This window comes from Paraburkholderia caffeinilytica, assembly GCF_051027425.1.
In the GTDB taxonomy this organism is placed as follows: Bacteria; Pseudomonadota; Gammaproteobacteria; order Burkholderiales; family Burkholderiaceae; genus Paraburkholderia; species Paraburkholderia caffeinilytica_A.
Genome location: NZ_CP186552.1, coordinates 292,015 through 310,116, shown reverse-complemented (window position 1 = coordinate 310,116; position 18,102 = coordinate 292,015). Strand labels below are relative to the sequence as shown.

The window sequence follows — 18,102 nt, the reverse complement described above, 5'->3', positions numbered from 1 at the left end:
GAAGCCAGGGCGCGAGCCGAGCGGCGCGATGCGTCGCGGGCCCACCCGGACGATACAATCGCGGGTGTCTTCACGACATGGGACGAATGCACGGTCGACATGAATCACTTCCCTAAACTGTTGTCGTCGCAGATCGGCTTTGACGTCGCCCAGACGATGCTCGAAGGATTCGATCGGCACTACCGGATCTTCCGCGACGCCGCGATCCATGCCAAAACGCTTTTCGAAGCCGCCGACTGGCATGGCCTGCAAACGCTGGCGCGCGAGCGCATTACCTCATATGACGATCGCGTCGAGGAATGCGTCGAACTGCTCGAAGACGAATACGACGCCGAGAATATCGACGACGAAGTGTGGCAGCAGATCAAGCTCCACTACATCGGCCTCCTGACCACGCACCGCCAGCCCGAGTGCGCGGAGACGTTCTTCAATTCGGTGTGCTGCAAGATCCTGCACCGTTCGTATTTCAACAACGACTTCATTTTTGTGCGCCCGGCGATCTCGACCGAATACATCGAGAACGACGAACCCGCCGCGAAGCCGACCTATCGCGCGTATTACCCCGGCAAGGACGGTCTTGCCGCGACGCTCGAGCGTATCGTCACCAACTTCCAGCTGGAGCCGCCGTTTGAGGATCTGACGCGCGACGTCGCGTGTGTGATGCAGGCGATCCACGATGCGTTCGGCGTGTTCGACGAAGCGCCCAACTTCCAGATTCACGTACTGTCGTCGCTGTTTTACCGGAACAAGTCGGCGTATATCGTCGGACGAATCATCAACGGCGACTTGCTATTGCCGTTCGCCGTGCCGCTGCGCCATGTGAAGCCGGGCGTGCTGGCGCTCGATACGGTGCTGCTCAAACGCGATCAGTTGCAGATCATTTTCAGCTTTTCGCATTCGTATTTCCTGGTGGACATGGAAGTGCCGTCCGCTTACGTCGAATTTCTCGGCACGATCATGCAGGGCAAACCGAAGGCGGAAATCTATACCTCGGTGGGTTTGCAGAAGCAGGGCAAGAATCTGTTCTATCGCGATCTGCTGCACCATCTGAAGCATTCCAGCGATCGCTTCATCATCGCGCCCGGTATCAAGGGGCTCGTGATGCTGGTGTTCACGTTGCCGTCGTTTCCGTATGTATTCAAGCTGATCAAAGATTATTTTCCACCGCCGAAGGAAACCACCCGCGAGCAGATCAAGGGAAAATATCAGCTCGTCAAACGGCATGACCGTTTAGGCCGCATGGCGGACACGCTCGAATATTCGAGCGTCGCGCTGCCGGTTTCACGGCTCGACGAAGCGCTGGTGCGCGAACTCCAAAAGGAAGTGCCGTCGTTGATCGAATACGACGGCGACAACCTGGTGATTCGCCACATGTATATCGAGCGCCGGATGGTGCCGCTCAATCTGTTCCTGCAAACCGGCAGCGACGACGACGTCGATCACGGCATCAAGGAATACGGCAACGCGATCAAGGAATTGATGCAGGCGAACATCTTCCCTGGCGACATGCTGTACAAGAACTTCGGCGTGACGCGTCACGGCCGCGTCGTGTTCTACGACTACGATGAAATCGAGTATCTGACTGAATGCAACGTGCGCGCGGTGCCGGCGCCACGTAACGAGGAAGACGAAATGTCCGGCGAGCCGTGGTACTCGGTCGGCCCGCACGACATTTTTCCGGAGACATACGGCACGTTTCTGCTCGGCGACCCACGCGTGCGCCGGTCCTTTATGCAGCATCACGCGGACTTCTTCGATCCAGCGCTGTGGCAACGGCACAAGGATCATCTATTGAAAGGCGAACTGCCCGATTTTTTCCCGTACGACAGCAGCGTGCGCTTCTGCAACCGCTATCCGGAACGATTCGCCGACGCGGCGTCCGGCACCCCGGAGAACCAGGCCGACGAGCGCACCGTGCGCGCGGCCTGAGCCTCGCGCGCATCGTTGAGTGCATCGTCCGAACCTTATGCAACGACATCGACCGGTCAACCGGTCGAGCAACCGCCCAGACTCACCATGACCATGAATGATTCTCCCGCCGCCAATCCGCTGGCCCATCTGTTCGACAACAACGACGCGTGGGTGACCCGCAAGCTGTCCGAAGATCCCGAATACTTCTCGCGTCTCGCGCACCAGCAGACACCCGAATATCTATGGATCGGCTGTTCCGATTCGCGCGTGCCGGCCAACCAGATCATCGGCCTGCCGCCGGGCGAAGTGTTCGTGCACAGAAATATCGCCAACGTGGTGGTGCATACGGATCTGAACTGCCTGTCGGTGATCCAGTTCGCCGTCGATCTGCTCAAGGTCAAGCACATCATGGTGGTGGGTCACTACGGCTGCTCGGGCGTCGCCGCGGCATTGCACGGGCGTCGCGTGGGTCTGGCGGATAACTGGCTGCATCACGTGCAGGACGTGCGCACCAAACACGCGGCGCTGATTGAAGAGTGGCCGATCGGCGAGGCGCGCCACCGGCGTCTGGTCGAACTGAATGCGATCGAGCAGGTCATGAACGTATGCCGGACCACCATCATCAACGACGCGTGGGCACGCGGCCAGGAACTCGCGGTGCATGGCTGGGTGTATGGCGTGCATGACGGCAAGGTGCGCAACCTCGGCATGACCGTCAACGACCCGGCGGCACTCGATGCCACTTACAGGAGATGCCTCGCCGCGGTTTCGGCCGGCGGCGCGTACAAGGAAGACAACGACATGGCCGCCGCCGATGCGGCCCAGCTCGGCGACGTGCCGGCCATTGTCGAAGGTGTGATCAAAGAGCTTAAACACGAATGAAACCCGCATGAGTGAAACCCGCACGAGTGAGACAAACATGAGCGAGACAAAGTCTGATCCGATCGTAATCGTAGGTGTCGCCCGCACGCCGATGGCGGCATTTCAGGGCGACTTCGCCTCACTGACCGCGCCGCAATTGGGCTCGGTCGCAATCGAAGCCGCCGTGCAGCGCGCCGGCCTGAAACCTGAGCAGATCGACGAAGTGGTGATGGGTTGCGTGCTGCCCGCCGGTCTCGGCCAGGCGCCGGCGCGTCAGGCTGCGCTCGGCGCCGGCTTGCCGCTCGCCACCGGCAGCACGACCGTCAACAAGATGTGCGGCTCCGGCATGCGCGCGGCGATGTTCGCGCACGACATGCTGGCCGCGGGCTCGGTCGACGTGATCGTCGCGGGCGGCATGGAGAGCATGACCAACGCACCGTACCTGTTGCCGAAGGCGCGTAACGGCATGCGTATGGGCCACGGCCAGGTGATCGACCACATGTTCTACGACGGTCTCGAAGACGCCTACGAAAAAGGCCGTCTGATGGGCACCTTCGCCGAGGAATGCGCGGCCTCGTTCGACTTCACGCGCGAAGCGCAGGACGCGTTCGCCGTCGAGTCCCTGAATCGTGCGAAGCGCGCGAACGAAGACGGCTCGTTCACATGGGAAATCGCGCCAGTGAAGGTGGAAAGCCGCAAGGGCGACGTGACCATCGATCGCGACGAGCAGCCGTTCAAAGCGAACCTCGACAAGATCCCGACACTCAAGCCCGCGTTCAGCAAAACAGGCACGGTGACGGCGGCGAACTCGTCGTCGATTTCCGACGGCGCCGCGGCGCTCGTGATGATGCGTGAATCGACCGCGAAGCGTCTCGGCGTCGAGCCGCTTGCTCGCGTGGTCGGCCACTCCACCTTCGCGCAGGAGCCGGCGAAGTTCACCACCGCGCCGGTCGGCGCGATTCGCAAGCTGTTCGAAAAGAACGGCTGGCGCGCCGACGAAGTGGATCTGTATGAGGTCAACGAAGCGTTCGCGGTGGTCACGATGGCCGCAATGAAAGAGCATCATCTGCCGCACGACAAGGTCAATGTGAACGGCGGCGCCTGTGCGCTCGGTCATCCGATCGGCGCGTCGGGCGCACGGATTCTCGTCACGCTGATCGGCGCGTTGAAAAAGCGCGGTCTGAAGCGCGGCGTTGCGACGCTGTGCATCGGCGGCGGTGAAGCGACCGCGATGGGCATTGAACTGGTCTAACGCGCTGTTTCCGGGCGTTGCTGTTTCCAGGTGTTTGAAGGCTTGAGGTGATTCGATGAAGACAGTGTTGATCGTCGGTGCATCGCGTGGCATCGGCCAGGAATTTGTGCGGCAGTACAAGAAGAGCGGCTGGCGGGTGCTCGCCACCGCGCGCGATGGCGCGGCGCTCGACGCGCTGAAGGCGCTCGGCGCGGAGACCTTTTCACTCGACGTCACCGCGCCCGAGGAAATCGCCGCGCTCGGCTGGAAGCTCGACGGCGAACGGCTTGACGCGGCAGTGCTGGTGTCGGGCGTGTACGGCCCGCGCACCGAAGGCCTCGAGACGATCACCGCTGATGATTTCGACCACGTCATGCATACCAACGTGCGCGGCCCGATGCAGTTGATCCCGATCCTGCTGCCGCTCGTCGAAGAGGCCGGCGGCGTGTTCGCGGTGATTTCAAGCAAGATGGGCAGCATCGGCGACGCAAGCGGCACAACCGGCTGGTTGTATCGGGCGAGCAAGGCGGCGTTGAACGACGCGCTGAAGATCGCCTCGCTGGAGACAACACGCGCAACCTGTATTTCGCTGCACCCCGGCTGGGTGCGCACCGATATGGGTGGCGCGCAGGCGGCGATCGATCCGGCGCGTAGCGTCACCGGCATGCGTGACGTGCTCGCGCAGGCAGCCGCGGCGCCCGAAGCGTTCAACGGCCGCTTCTATCAATACGACGGCACGGCGCTCGACTGGTGAAGAGACGCATGGTGAGACGAACAAGGAGACCGAGCCATGGTGCTTGACCAGGATCACCAGATGATCCGCGACGCGGTGCGCACATTCGTCCGCGAAGCGGTCACCCCGCACGCGGCGCAATGGGACCGTGAGCGCATCTTTCCGAAAGACGTGCATCGCCAGCTCGCCGAACTCGGCGCGTATGGCGTGCTGGTGCCCGAAGCGTACGGCGGCGCCGGCATGGACGCGTTGGCGCTCGCGTTGATCCTCGAAGAAATCGCCGCGGGCGACGGCGGAACCTCGACCGCGATTTCCGTCAACAACTGCCCGGTGTGCAGCATCCTGCTGACCTATGGCAACGACGCGCAGAAACGCGACTGGCTCACGCCGCTTGCGCGCGGCGAGATGCTCGGCGCGTTTTGTCTGACCGAGCCGCAAGCGGGCTCGGACGCCTCCGCGCTGCGCACCACCGCGACACGCGATGGCGATGCGTACGTGTTGAACGGCGTCAAACAGTTCATCACGAGCGGCAAGAACGGCAACGTCGCGATCGTCATGGCCGTGACCGACAAGGCGGCAGGCAAGCGCGGCATCAGCGCGTTTATCGTGCCCACCGATACGAAGGGTTACGTCGTCGCGCGAGTCGAAGAGAAGCTCGGTCAGCATTCGTCGGACACGGCGCAGATTATTTTCGAAGATTGCCGCGTGCCGGCCGCGAATCTGATCGGCGCGGAGGGCGAAGGTTATCGGATTGCGCTATCGGGACTCGAGGGCGGGCGCATCGGTATCGCGGCGCAAAGCGTCGGCATGGCGCGCGCCGCGTTCGAGGCTGCGCTGGGCTACGCGAAGGAACGCGAGAGCTTCGGCCAGCCGCTGTTTTCGCACCAGGCCGTGCAATTCCGCCTCGCCGATATGGCGACCCAACTCGAAGCCGCACGCCAGTTGATCTGGCACGCCGCCTCGCTGAAAGATGCCGGGCAGCCGTGCCTGACCGAAGCCGCGATGGCCAAGCTGTTCGCTTCCGAAGCGGCCGAGCGCATCTGCTCGGCCGCTTTGCAGATTCATGGCGGCTACGGTTATCTGAGCGACTTCCCCGTCGAACGTATCTACCGCGATGTACGCGTGTGCCAGATCTACGAGGGCACCAGCGACATCCAGAAAATTTTGATCGCACGCGGTCTTGCCTGAAAGTCTGATGAATAAGCCATTGTTGTCAATGCAACGACCGTCCGACTGCCCCTGCGGCGGCGCCGCGCCCGATCAGCGCAGCGGCGCCAAACCGCCGCGCTTCGCGCAATGCTGCGGCCGCTATATCGACGGCGGCGAAGCGGCGCCACGCGCGCTCGAACTGATGCGCTCGCGGTACAGCGCGTATGTTGTGGGCGCAACGGATTATTTGCGCGCAACCTGGGCGCCGCACACCTGCCCCGCGGACCTCGACGCCGACCCTGCCGCCCCCGACGCGCCGCGTTGGCTCGGACTGCAGATCAAGGCCTTCGCTGAAACCGGCGCCGACCACGCGACAGTCGAATTCGTCGCACGATACAAGGTAGGCGGCCGCGCCCACCGGCTGCATGAGCTGAGCCGCTTCGTACGTGGCGAGGACGGACGCTGGCGCTATGTCGACGGCGACGTGAGCGAATAAGCCGCACCTTCCAAAGCCTTACGCAACTCAGTTGCGCAGCGCCTGGCGTGATCACATATGGCCCTCAAACGAGGGCTTTTTTTTCGTGTTGGCTCGACACCACAGCGCGAGTATTTCGACACATTACTTCGTGTAGCCAGGCACCGCGAGACAGGCGCTTTGCAGCCACCCGGCAGACGAAAAGGCCCCGATCCCCATGCGGCAATTTTTTCGTCGCGGGTTCTCCTTGATTGCACAAAACAAAATTGTCGTGCCAGGATGAGGCCGTAGGTTTGTGACGTCACGTTGCGAGAACAGGTCCATACCGATTCCGCAAAATACGCGGCGCCCAGCCGAGAGCCCTTCAGCAAGGGTTCGACGGCGGTTCCGGGCAGCGTGTGTGACGCTCATCATCGGCGCGTGGGGTCGCGTCGGCCGTTTGGGTTTATCCCGTGCGATCTCGATTAGCGTGCGTGCGCCTGGCGCACTACGTACGCGAGTGTGTTTTTGTTTGTCGAAACGCCGATGAAAGGCAATTGTTAGCGACGACATTCGACAGACAAAGCATCACAGTGTTCAGGGCAGGTTTTTGAGGCAGATGCGTCAATGGTGTTCAGCAAGGTACTGACGAAGGGTGCGGTGATGTGTGCAACGGCGATCTGCGCTGTCGCACTCGCGCATGCCGACCCTCTCGCCGACACCCAGACGGGGCCGCTCACCCGTGCACACGTGCCGCGCATCGCGCTCGACGACGATGTCTATCTGCCCACTGCGGGTCTCAACGAACAGATCATCCGCGTGCCGGTCAACGCTGCCGGCACGGTCACGCTCGAAACGACGATTTACAAACCGGACGGCGCAGGCCCGTTTCCGATGATCGTTTTCAACCACGGCAAGATTCCCGGCGACCCGCGCACCCAGGAGCGCAGCGACCCGTTGCCGTTCGCGCGTGAGTTCGTGCGCCGCGGCTACGTGGTGGTGGCGCCAAACCGCCAGGGCTTCGGTCATTCGGACGGCACTTATCAGCAGGATGGTTGCGACGTCGAACGCAACGGCATCGGTCAGGCCGGCGACGTAGCCGCGACGATCGATTTCATGTCGAAGCAACCGTACGTGGACGCGACGCACATTGTGGTGGCCGGCACCTCGCACGGTGGCCTTGCGACGATCGCTTACGGTCCTGAGGCTGCGCCGGGCGTGCGGGCCTTGATCAATTTCTCGGGCGGTTTGCGGCAGGATGCATGCGCCGACTGGCAGGGCAACCTGACGCGCGCATTCGGCGCGTATGGTGAGAAGACGAAGGTACCGTCGCTGTGGCTGTACGGCGATAACGATTCGGTGTGGACCGCGCCGCTGGTGGCCGGCATGTATGCCGCGTATGCCGCGCACGGCGCGAGCGCGAAGATGGTGGATTTCGGCAACTACAAGAATGACGCACATCGGCTCGTGGGCGACCGCGACGGCGTGCATGTGTGGTGGCCGGCGGTCGAAGCGTTTCTTGCTCGGGTGGGGATGCCTACCGGCGTGCAATATCGGGTCGACGATCCTTCGGCGCCGAAGGCTAGCGGCTTTGCTGCGGTCGATGCGGTCGACTCTGTGCCGTTTGTGGATGAAGCCGGCCGCAATGGTTATCGCAACTTCTTGCATCAGTATCCTAGCCGGGCTTTTGCCGTGTCGGATTCGGGGGCATGGTCGTGGGCGGAAGGTGGCGATAATCCGATGTCTGTTGCCATTGCTAATTGCCAGAAGCAGAGTTCGGCGCCTTGCCGGTTGTATGCGGTGGATAACGCCGTTGTATGGGGGGCTCAGTCTTCGCAGACGGCGGAGTCTTCTTCGGCTCGAGCTATTGCTAGTCGGAATTAGGCCTGCTCGGCGTATCTTGTTTGTTTGCCTACGGCGTTGGGGTTTGCTTGAGTTGGTTGCCTGCTCGGCGCTTCACTGTATGCCTGCGGCGTTGGCCTTTCCTTGAATTCTTATTGGTTTATTAGCGTCGCCCCTGTGCGGGGCAGGCACCTACTTTTCTTTGCCTGCTGCAAAGAAAAGTAGGCAAAAGAAAGCAGCTCACCCCGCTAACTCTTAAGCGGGTCCCCCGCGCAGCCACGGTAGTGGTGCATCTGGAATCTGTGCCCTCGCACATTCGGCCCTGGTGACAAGGCAGTCATTCTTCCGGCGGCGCTGCGCGCGCCGACGCGTACGTCCTGGAACCGTCTGATTGTTTTCGCGCGCGGGCTGCGCTTGACGCCGCGGCTCATCGCTGCATCCCCAACGTTTCTCCAATGCATCAGCGCTTCATCCGAAGTGCGAGTTCGCGCCTGCACGCACTATCGCGACTTGTCGCCCGCTCGCGGTGCCGGGCGGTACTTTCCGAGCAGATATATTTCTCAGCATTCGCCGAAGCAAGGCAGGCGACCGTCACAGGTCTCAACCGAAGCCCAAGCTTCCTCTGCAGACTCATCCGCACCGCGGCGAAGCCGATGATCTCCACTGCACCCAAACGAAGCCGCTGGTTTCCCATGCAGACCCATCCGCGACGCACGCAGTGCGGAGTGGGAGCGGATGACACCTTTGTCACCGGCGCTGAATGTGCGGGAACACGGATTCCAGATGCACCACTACCGTGGCTGCGCGGGGGACCCGCTTATAAGCTGGCGGGGTGAGCTGCTTTCTTTTGCCTACTTTTCTTTGCAGCAGGCAAAGAAAAGTAGGTGCCTGCCCCGCACAGGGGCGACGCTAATAAACCAATAAGAATTCAAGGAAAGGCCAACGCCGCAGGCGCACAAACAATAAGCGCCGAGCAGACAACCAGACCAAACAAACCCAAACGCCGTAGGCAAACAAACCAGCACCACCAACCCACCCCCCACCCTTAACAGCAAATTCCCGCCCACAAGGTCCAACTACTTTGACGTCGTCAACTCCGCCGATCAGCGACCTTCAGACCGAATCTGAAACCACCTGCATCGAACAGCACCAAACCCCAACGCCGCAGGCAAAAAACCAAACCAGGCCCCTAGTGCGCAGCACGAAATAAACCGCTAATCTCGACCCCGCAAGCCTTTCCCAAGGCCGCGCGCAGCGCAAAGAAAAACCGCAACACGAATGAAAAGGCCCTAAAAAGCCAGCCGTGCAACGGCAAAAAAGCACCTCGGAGTACCTTTTGGAAAAGTCGGCATCCCCTGAAGACTGGATCACCCGCAGCCTGCGTGCCGTCTGGCACCCCTGCACCCAGATGAAACATCATGAGCGCCTGCCGCTCATCCCGGTCGCACGCGGTCAAGGCGCGTGGCTCTACGATCGCGCGAACAACCGGTATCTGGACGCGATCAGCTCCTGGTGGGTCAACCTGTTCGGCCACGCCAACCCGCGCATCAACGCGGCATTGAAAGACCAACTCGATACGCTCGAACACGCCATGCTCGCCGGCTGCACGCACGAACCGGCCATCGAACTCGCGGAGCGCCTCGGCGCACTCACCGGCAATACGCTCGGTCACGCGTTCTTCGCGTCCGATGGCGCATCCGCCGTCGAAATCGCGCTGAAAATGAGCTTCCACTCGTGGCGCAATCGCGGCTTCGCCGACAAGCAGGAATTCGTCTGCATCGCCAACAGCTATCACGGCGAAACCATCGGCGCGCTCGGCGTCACCGATGTCGCACTCTTCAAAGACGCCTACGATCCGCTCATCCGCAACGCGCACGTCGTTGCGTCGCCCGATGCGCGCCTCGCACAGGCCGGTGAAACCGCCGCCGACGTGGCACGCCGCGCGCTCGATCAGGTTCGCTCGTTGTTCGAAGCACGCGCCACGAAAATCTCGGCGCTGATCGTCGAGCCGCTGGTGCAATGCGCGGCCGGCATGGCGATGCACGACGCGTCGTATATCGCCGGCTTGCGCGCGCTCTGCGATCAGTACGGCGTGCATCTGATCGCCGATGAAATCGCCGTCGGTTGCGGACGCACCGGCACCTTCTTCGCGTGCGAACAGGCCGGTATCTGGCCTGACTTCCTGTGTTTGTCGAAAGGCATCAGCGGGGGATATCTGCCGCTGTCGATCGTGTTGTCGCGCGATGAAATCTTCGACGCCTTCTATCACGACGACACCGCGCGCGGCTTCCTGCACTCGCATTCGTACACGGGCAATCCGCTCGCGTGCCGCGCAGCGCTCGCCACGCTCGATCTGTTTGCAAGCGACAACGTGCACGCCGTCAACACGCAAAAATCCGCGAAGCTGAAGGCCGCGCTCGCGCCGCTGGCCGAACACAAGCAGGTGCGCAATCTGCGTCAGTGCGGCACGATCTTCGCGTTCGACGCAATCATCGACGACGCTCAGCAAGCCAGAACATTCTCGCGCCGCTTCTTCGAAAACGCGTTGCAGCGTGAACTGCTGCTGCGCCCGATTTCGACCACGGTGTACCTGATGCCCCCCTACATCCTCGACGACGAAGAAATCGCGCTGCTCGCCTCGCGCACACGCGAGACCTTCGAAGCGACGCTCGCGGAGACCCGCTAATGCACTTGCTCGACACGCTCACACAAGGCCTCAAGGAAATCGACGAGCTCGGCCTGCGCCGCCGGCGCCGCATCGCCGACACGCCGTGCGCCGCGCATATGACGGTCGACGGTCGCGCGATCATCGGCTTCGCCAGCAACGACTATCTCGGGCTCGCCGCACATCCGCAACTGATCGCTGCCATCGCTGAAGGTGCGCAACGCTACGGCGCCGGCAGCGGCGGCTCGCATCTGCTCGGTGGCCACTCGCGCGCGCATGCGCAGTTGGAAGACGATCTGGCCGAATTCGTCGGCGGTTTCGTCGACAATGCGCGCGCTCTCTATTTCAGCACCGGCTACATGGCGAATCTCGCGACGCTCACCGCGCTCGCGGGCCGCGGTACGACGCTCTTCTCCGACGCGCTGAATCACGCGTCGCTGATCGACGGTGCGCGCCTGTCTCGCGCCGACGTGCAGATCTATCCGCACTGCGATATGGAAGCGCTGAGCGCGATGCTCGACGCGTCGGATGCCGAAGTCAAAGTAATCGTCTCCGATACGGTGTTCAGCATGGACGGCGATATCGCGCCGTTGACGCGTTTGCTCGAACTTGCAGAACAGCACGGCGCATGGCTGATCGTCGACGATGCACACGGCTTCGGCGTGCTCGGTCCGCAAGGACGCGGTGCGATCGCAGAGGCCGCGTTGCGCTCGCCGAATCTGATTTCGATCGGCACGCTTGGCAAGGCCGCGGGGGTATCGGGCGCTTTTGTGGCCGCGCATGAGACCGTGATCGAATGGCTCGTGCAGCGCGCGCGTCCGTATATCTTCACGACTGCGTCGGTTCCCGCTGCGGCGCATGCGGTGTCGGCGAGTCTGCGTATCATCGGCGGCGAAGAAGGCGACGCGCGGCGCGCCCATCTCCGGCAACTGATCGAACGCACGCGCGCGATGCTCAAAGCCACGCCGTGGCTGCCGGTCGATTCGCACACTGCCGTACAACCGCTGATCATCGGCGCGAACGATGCCGCGCTCGACATCGCGTCCACGCTCGATCGCGCGGGTCTGTGGGTACCGGCGATCCGTCCGCCGACCGTGCCCGCGGGTACGTCGCGACTGCGCATTTCGCTTTCCGCCGCGCATTCGCAAGCTGATTTGGACCGGCTCGAAACAGGCTTGCAACAACTCGGGGCGAAAGCGGCATGATCGGTTCGAGCCAAAGCGCGCTTTCCCTGTTCGTCACCGGCACCGATACGGAAATCGGCAAGACCTTCGTGTCCGCAGCGCTGCTGCGCGGTTTTGTTCGCGAAGGTCTGCAAGCCGCCGCGATGAAGCCGATCGCCGCAGGCACATTCGAAGTGAACGGCGTGCTGCATAACGAAGACGCTGATCAACTCGACGCCGCATCGAGCGTCCTGCTACCGCCTGCGATTCGTACGCCGTATCTGTTGAAGGAACCCGCCGCGCCGCACATTGCCGCCGCACTGGAAAACGTCACGTTCGATATCGGCCACATTGTCGATTGTCATGCGCAAGCTTTGAAGCAAGCCGAGATCGTCGTGGTGGAAGGCGTCGGCGGTTTTCGCGTGCCGCTGACCGCAACGCAAGACACCGCCGATCTCGCCGTCGCGCTGAAGCTGCCGGTCGTGCTGGTGGTCGGCATGCGCCTCGGCTGCATCAGCCATGCGTTGCTCACCGCCGAGGCGATCGCCGCACGCGGCCTCACGCTGGCCGGCTGGGTGGCGAATCGCGTCGATCCCGACATGACGTTTCCCGATGAAAACATCGCCTCGATTCGCGAGCATCTTGCACGCGGACACGACGCCCCCTTGCTCGGCATCGTGCCGCATTTGAACCCGGCTTCGCCCGAACTCGCAGCAGATCAACTCGACATCAACCGACTCCTGCAGACGCTGCGCCACGCGCAGCGCTGAAAACCCATTACATCCATCCACGAGGATTGACGACATGACGCAACTGAACATCGCTCCGACGCCAGCCGACACGGCCGCCGCCCACAACAACGCTGCAGCAGGCGTCAAGCCGGTGGCCAAATGGCGTGTCGCTGACATCGTCGCGTTGTACGAACTGCCGTTCAACGACCTGATGTTCCGCGCGCAGCAAACCCATCGCGAGCATTTCGACGCCAACACCGTGCAACTGTCGACGCTGCTGTCGATCAAGACGGGTGGCTGCGAAGAAGATTGCGCGTACTGTCCGCAGTCGGTGCATCACGATACGGGACTGCAAGCCGACAAGCTGATGCCGGTCGACGAAGTCCTGGCCGCCGCCAAGGTCGCCAAGGAAAACGGCGCAACGCGCTTCTGCATGGGCGCGGCGTGGCGCAATCCGAAGGACCGTCACCTCGAACCGATCAAGGACATGATCCGCGGCGTGAAGGCGATGGGTCTCGAAACCTGCGTGACGCTCGGCATGCTCGAAACGCATCAGGCGCAAGGTCTGCGTGAAGCGGGTCTCGACTACTACAACCATAACCTCGACACGTCGCCGGAGTTCTACGGCCAGATCATTTCGACGCGCACGTATCAGGATCGTCTCGACACGCTGGAGCGCGTGCGCGATGCGGGCATCAACGTATGCTGCGGTGGGATTGTCGGTTTGGGCGAATCGCGCCGTGAACGCGCCGGTTTGATCGCGCAACTGGCGAACATGGAGCCGTATCCGGAATCGGTGCCCATCAACAACCTGGTGCAAGTGGAAGGCACGCCGCTGACCGGCACCGAAGCAATCGATCCGTTCGAATTCGTCCGTACGATCGCAATTGCACGCATCACGATGCCGCGCGCGATGGTGCGCCTGTCGGCCGGCCGCGAGCAGATGGACGAAGCGTTGCAGGCCTTGTGTTTCCTGGCTGGCGCGAACTCGATTTTCTACGGCGACCAGTTGCTGACCACCAGCAACCCGCAAGCCGAAGCGGACCGCAAACTGCTCGAACGCCTTGGCATTCGTGCGGAAGCGGCGCAGCAGATGCCGCTGGATCAGAGCGGCTGCGAGCATGGCTGCGCGCATGAGCAAAACGCGCACGCTGCGCCGAACTAAAGCACGGCGGGTACCAGGCGTGTGCGATCAAACACACGCATAAAAAAGGCCGCCTCGGAAATGAACGGCACCTCGATTCGTCGGACAGATGTCCAACTTACCTGGGGTGCTGTTCAGAAACGAGGCGGCCTTTTTACGTCTGACGCAGCGATTTACTTCTTATCCACGATGATCTGATCGAACGTCCCGCCATCGGAGAAATGCGTTTGCTGCGCTTTCTGCCAGCTGCCGAACATCTCTTCGACGGTGAAGGTCTTGATCGGCTTGAACTCTGACGCGTGCTTCGCGAGCACGTTCTTGTCGCGCGGACGCAGATGATGCTCAGCGATGATTTCCTGCGCAGCCGGCGACCAGAGATAGTCGAGATACGCCTGCGCTTCCTTACGCGTGCCACGCTTATCGACCACCTTATCGACGATCGATACCGGCGGCGCAGCCAGGAGGCTCACCGACGGATACACCGCTTCAAACTTACCTGCGCCCACACCCGTGTCGATCAGCGACACTTCGTTTTCGAACGTCACCAGCACGTCGCCAATACCGCGTTGCGTGAACGTGGTCGTCGCGCCGCGGCCGCCCGTATCGAGCACCGGCACGTTCTTGAAGATCGCCTTTTCGAAGTCGACCGCCTGAGCATCGGTACCGCCATGTTGTTTGCGATAGCCCCATGCCGCCAGATACGCATAGCGGCCGTTACCCGACGTCTTCGGATTCGCGATCACTACTTGCACACCAGGTTTGGCGAGGTCGTCCCAGTCCTTGATGTGCTTCGGGTTGCCCTTGCGCACGAGGAACACCATCGTCGTGGTGTACGGAGCGCTGTCGTCCGGCAGGCGCGCACGCCAGTTGGCGGGCACCAGTTGGCCCTTTTCGGCGAGCAGGTCGATGTCGTTCGGCTGGTTCATCGTCACGACGTCGGCCTGCAGTCCTTGCAATACCGACAGCGCCTGCGCGCTCGACGCACCATGCGACTGGCGAATCGACACGGTCTCGCCGCTCCTCTCTTTGTATGCCGTGATGAAGCCGGCGTTGATGTCCTTGTACAGCTCGCGCGTCACGTCGTACGACACGTTGAGCAGCGACGTATCCGCATGCGCCGTCGAGATGCCGCCGAGCGCGAGCGTGATTGCCGTCATGCCGGCTGCGAACCAGCGCGATGTCCCCGTCTTGCCTGCCATCTTGTCCCCGCTTATCGATGATGAAAACCGGTGGCCGCACAAACGCGCGGCGTGAAGCGGGATTCTAACGGATTGCTTACTGGCTCACTTGCGCTCAAACAAACGCGTGCTGTGCGACTTCGAACGACTCCTCGCGAAAGCGCAGCGGCGCCGCGCAATGCACCAGCGTGTCGACGAAATACTTGGCGCGCGGCCACGGGCCGAATCCCGCCGCAGTGTTGATATGTCCCGCGTCGCCGAGATTGACGAACGCGCTGCCGAACCGCTGCGCGAGATCGCGCGAACCGGCGAGCGGCATCCACGGATCGGTTTCGCTGCCGATCAGAATCGACGGCACGCCGAGGCGCCGCGCGTCGAACGGTCCGGCGAAGGAGAATTTCTCCGGGCTCGCAGGCGCGACGAACAGCACGCCGACCACATCGTTCGCATACGACGCCTGCTGCAACGCGTGCGCTGTCGCGAGGCAACCGAAGCTGTGGGCGGCCAGCACAAACGGTCCACGCTCACGCGCGAGCAGATCGCGCAGCGACCTTGCCCAGACGGCGACGTCCGGGGCGTCCCAGTCGGCCTGTTCGACGCGCAGCGAGCGCGCGAACTGCCGCTCGAGCCACGTTTGCCAGTGCGCGCCCTCGCTGCCGTGCAGGCCGGGAACGGTGACGAGCCGCGGCGGCCATGTCGATTTGGTGCATGAAAGCATGTCTGTCCCTCGCTGCGGGAATCCGGAAGATGATTGTCCCGCCGGGCGCCGCAAGGGTGAACCAAGTTTTTGTGCTTTGGTTATGGGGCGAAGGCGCCGCCAGAATCGCACGCCCGTGCGCAAACGCGCGCGATTCGCGTCGAAAAAGTAGAATGAAGCCTGTCCATAAAACGAGGAGGCCCCATGCCGCAAGCGTCGTCTGAAGCGCCGCGAGCGTGGCCGCCATACTTTCGGGCCTTTCCCGCCATCCGACTCGACAACGCACGCGCCTTCCGGACCGTATGAAAATCGTCTTCTACACGCAGGACACCGACGCCGCCGCGTGGCTTCAGGACTTTGCCCGCGCGCTGCCGGAAGCGGAACTGCGCGAATGGCAACCGGGCGACACCGACCCGGCCGACTTCGCGGTCGTGTGGCGCCCGCCGCGTGAGATGCTGGCCGGCCGCGACGGTCTGCGCGCAATCTTCAATCTCGGCGCGGGCGTCGATGCGATCCTCGGGCTCGAACGCGAGCAGCCCGGTACGTTGCCGCGCAGCGCCCAATTGATCCGGCTCGAAGACACCGGCATGGCCCTGCAAATGGCCGAGTATGTGACGCACGCGGTGCTGCGCTACCTGCGCCGTTTCGACGAATATCAGACGCTGCAAAGCGAACGCCGCTGGAAAGTGCTCGATCCGCATCCGCGCGAGACCTTCACCGTCGGCGTGCTCGGTCTCGGTGTGCTCGGATCGCATGTCGCACAAGCGGTCGCGGCGTTCGGCATGCCGGTGCGCGGGTATAGCCGCAGTGTGCGGCACATCGACGGCATCACGACCTTTGCAGGCGTTGCGCAGTTCGACGCATTTCTCGACGGCGTGAAAGTGCTGGTGAATCTGCTGCCGCACACGCCGGATACGGGCGACGTGCTGAACCGACGCACCTTTTCGAAGCTCGCGAAGGGTGCTTATCTGATCAATGTTGCACGCGGCGGTCATCTGGTCGAACAGGATCTGCTCGACGCACTCGCAAGCGGCCAGCTCGCCGCCGCGACGCTGGATGTGTTCCGCGAAGAACCTTTGCCGGCCGATCATCTGTTCTGGCGGGAACCGCGCATCACGATTACGCCGCATATGTCCGCGCTTACGTTACGCGAGGAGAGCGTCGTGCAGGTCGCACGGAAAATCACGGCGCTGATGCGCGGCGAAACGGTGAGCGGCGTGGTTGATATGGATCGTGGATACTGAGCACGGGTACTGAGCAAAAATATCGAGAACGGATTTTGAGCACCACCGAATTCATCTGAAGGAGCGCCGCCACGCGCGGGCTCATTGCATGGGACCGGAGCAAGCGCTGAAGCGCTAACTCCGGTCGACATAGGAGACACATCATGGCCTTGCCCCAACACGTCAAAATCGTCGAAGTCGGCCCGCGTGACGGACTGCAGAACGAGAAAGAATTCGTCTCTACCGCGATCAAGATCGAGTTGATCAATCGCCTGTCGGCGGCCGGCTTCCGCAACGTCGAATCCGCGTCGTTCGTCTCGCCGAAATGGGTGCCGCAGATGGCCGACGGCGCCGACGTGATGGCCGGCATCGAGCGCCGCCCTGGCACGATCTACTCCGTGCTGACGCCGAATCTGCGCGGCTTCGAAGGCGCACTCGCTGCGCGCGCGGACGAGATCGTGATCTTCGGCGCAGCCAGCGAAGCGTTCTCGCAGAAGAACATCAATTGCAGCATCGCGGAAAGCATCGATCGATTCGCGCCCGTCGCGCAGGCGGCCAAAGAACACGGCCTGCGGATTCGCGGCAGCGTGTCGTGTGCGCTCGGATGTCCGTATCAAGGCGAAGTGCCGGTGGCGTCGGTGGTCGACGTAGTCGAACGTTTCGCAGCCCTCGGCTGCGACGAGATCGATATCGCGGATACGATCGGCGTCGGCACGCCGAAACGCACACGCGAAGTGTTCGAAGCGGTCACCCAGGTCTTCCCGCGCGAACGTCTGTCGGGGCACTTCCACGACACCTATGGTCAGGCGCTCGCGAACATCTACGCGGCCTTGCAGGAAGGCATCGAGATCTATCACGCTTCCGTGGCAGGGCTCGGCGGCTGTCCGTATGCGAAAGGCGCGACCGGCAACGTTGCGACCGAAGACGTGCTGTATCTGATGAACGGCCTCGGCATCGAAACCGGTATCGACCTCGCGCAGGTTGTCGCGATCGGCGATTTCATTTCGACGTCGATCGGCCGGCCTAACGTCTCGCGCGCCGGCAAGGCATTGCTCGCCAAAGCACGCAGCGAACAGGCCAACTGCGTTTGACGTTCGCCACGCGTTGGGCAACTTCTGGC

15 protein-coding genes are annotated in these 18,102 nt (G+C 62.4%); 13 read left to right on the top strand and 2 right to left on the bottom strand.

Going from position 1 to position 18,102, the window contains the following annotated elements; all coding sequences use genetic code 11:
• Nucleotides 1–99: 99 nt before the first annotated feature.
• The 11 genes from aceK (at nt 100) to bioB (ending at nt 13,905) form a co-directional block, all read left to right on the top strand.
• The gene (aceK, locus tag ACOSV0_RS01330; protein ID WP_434108227.1) at nt 100–1,929 is read left to right on the top strand and encodes a bifunctional isocitrate dehydrogenase kinase/phosphatase; all 1,830 of its coding nucleotides are present in this window, start codon (nt 100–102) and stop codon (nt 1,927–1,929) included.
• A gap of 87 nt (nt 1,930–2,016) precedes the next feature.
• Nucleotides 2,017–2,793: a carbonate dehydratase gene (can, locus tag ACOSV0_RS01325; protein ID WP_434108226.1), complete on the top strand. Its 777-nt coding sequence runs from the start codon at nt 2,017–2,019 to the stop codon at nt 2,791–2,793.
• Nucleotides 2,794–2,830: 37 nt separating this feature from the next.
• The gene (locus ACOSV0_RS01320; RefSeq protein ID WP_434108225.1) at nt 2,831–4,024 is read left to right on the top strand and encodes an acetyl-CoA C-acetyltransferase; all 1,194 of its coding nucleotides are present in this window, start codon (nt 2,831–2,833) and stop codon (nt 4,022–4,024) included.
• 55 nt (nt 4,025–4,079) lie between these two features.
• Nucleotides 4,080–4,757 (top strand): SDR family oxidoreductase, encoded by a 678-nt coding sequence (locus ACOSV0_RS01315; protein WP_434108224.1) that lies wholly within the window; start codon nt 4,080–4,082, stop codon nt 4,755–4,757.
• Between the two features lie 36 nt (nt 4,758–4,793).
• Nucleotides 4,794–5,924, top strand: coding sequence for an acyl-CoA dehydrogenase family protein (locus ACOSV0_RS01310; RefSeq protein ID WP_434108222.1), 1,131 nt, complete (start codon nt 4,794–4,796; stop codon nt 5,922–5,924).
• A 7-nt stretch (nt 5,925–5,931) separates the two neighbouring features.
• The gene (locus ACOSV0_RS01305) at nt 5,932–6,381 is read left to right on the top strand and encodes a YchJ family protein (RefSeq protein WP_434108221.1); all 450 of its coding nucleotides are present in this window, start codon (nt 5,932–5,934) and stop codon (nt 6,379–6,381) included.
• Nucleotides 6,382–6,966: 585 nt separating this feature from the next.
• Nucleotides 6,967–8,223, top strand: a complete 1,257-nt coding sequence (locus ACOSV0_RS01300) for a dienelactone hydrolase family protein (protein ID WP_434108220.1) — start codon at nt 6,967–6,969, stop codon at nt 8,221–8,223.
• Nucleotides 8,224–9,517: 1,294 nt separating this feature from the next.
• Complete coding sequence (bioA, locus tag ACOSV0_RS01295) at nt 9,518–10,867, top strand: adenosylmethionine--8-amino-7-oxononanoate transaminase (RefSeq protein ID WP_434108219.1); 1,350 nt, start codon at nt 9,518–9,520, stop codon at nt 10,865–10,867.
• Complete coding sequence (gene bioF / locus ACOSV0_RS01290) at nt 10,867–12,051, top strand: 8-amino-7-oxononanoate synthase (RefSeq protein WP_434108218.1); 1,185 nt, start codon at nt 10,867–10,869, stop codon at nt 12,049–12,051. The genes bioA and bioF overlap by 1 nt, the downstream gene beginning before the upstream one ends.
• Nucleotides 12,048–12,779 (top strand): dethiobiotin synthase, encoded by a 732-nt coding sequence (gene bioD / locus ACOSV0_RS01285; protein ID WP_434108217.1) that lies wholly within the window; start codon nt 12,048–12,050, stop codon nt 12,777–12,779. The genes bioF and bioD overlap by 4 nt, the downstream gene beginning before the upstream one ends.
• 34 nt (nt 12,780–12,813) lie before the next feature.
• Nucleotides 12,814–13,905 (top strand): biotin synthase BioB, encoded by a 1,092-nt coding sequence (bioB, locus tag ACOSV0_RS01280; protein WP_434108215.1) that lies wholly within the window; start codon nt 12,814–12,816, stop codon nt 13,903–13,905.
• Nucleotides 13,906–14,057: 152 nt separating this feature from the next.
• On the opposite strand, the gene ACOSV0_RS01275 is transcribed toward bioB, so the two are convergent.
• Together ACOSV0_RS01275 and ACOSV0_RS01270 are read right to left on the bottom strand one after the other, a co-directional pair.
• On the bottom strand, nt 14,058–15,083 hold the full coding sequence (locus ACOSV0_RS01275; RefSeq protein WP_434108213.1) for a sulfate ABC transporter substrate-binding protein: 1,026 nt from the start codon (nt 15,081–15,083) through the stop codon (nt 14,058–14,060).
• Nucleotides 15,084–15,177: 94 nt separating this feature from the next.
• Nucleotides 15,178–15,780 carry an RBBP9/YdeN family alpha/beta hydrolase gene (locus tag ACOSV0_RS01270; protein WP_434108212.1) on the bottom strand — a complete coding sequence of 201 codons (603 nt, stop codon included), beginning with the start codon at nt 15,778–15,780 and terminating at the stop codon, nt 15,178–15,180.
• Nucleotides 15,781–16,061: 281 nt separating this feature from the next.
• On the opposite strand from ACOSV0_RS01270, the gene ACOSV0_RS01265 reads away from it, so the two are divergent.
• On the top strand, nt 16,062–17,003 hold the full coding sequence (locus tag ACOSV0_RS01265) for a 2-hydroxyacid dehydrogenase (protein WP_434108211.1): 942 nt from the start codon (nt 16,062–16,064) through the stop codon (nt 17,001–17,003).
• A 143-nt stretch (nt 17,004–17,146) separates the two neighbouring features.
• On the top strand, nt 17,147–18,073 hold the full coding sequence (locus tag ACOSV0_RS01260) for a hydroxymethylglutaryl-CoA lyase (RefSeq protein ID WP_434108210.1): 927 nt from the start codon (nt 17,147–17,149) through the stop codon (nt 18,071–18,073).
• Nucleotides 18,074–18,102 lie beyond the last annotated feature (29 nt).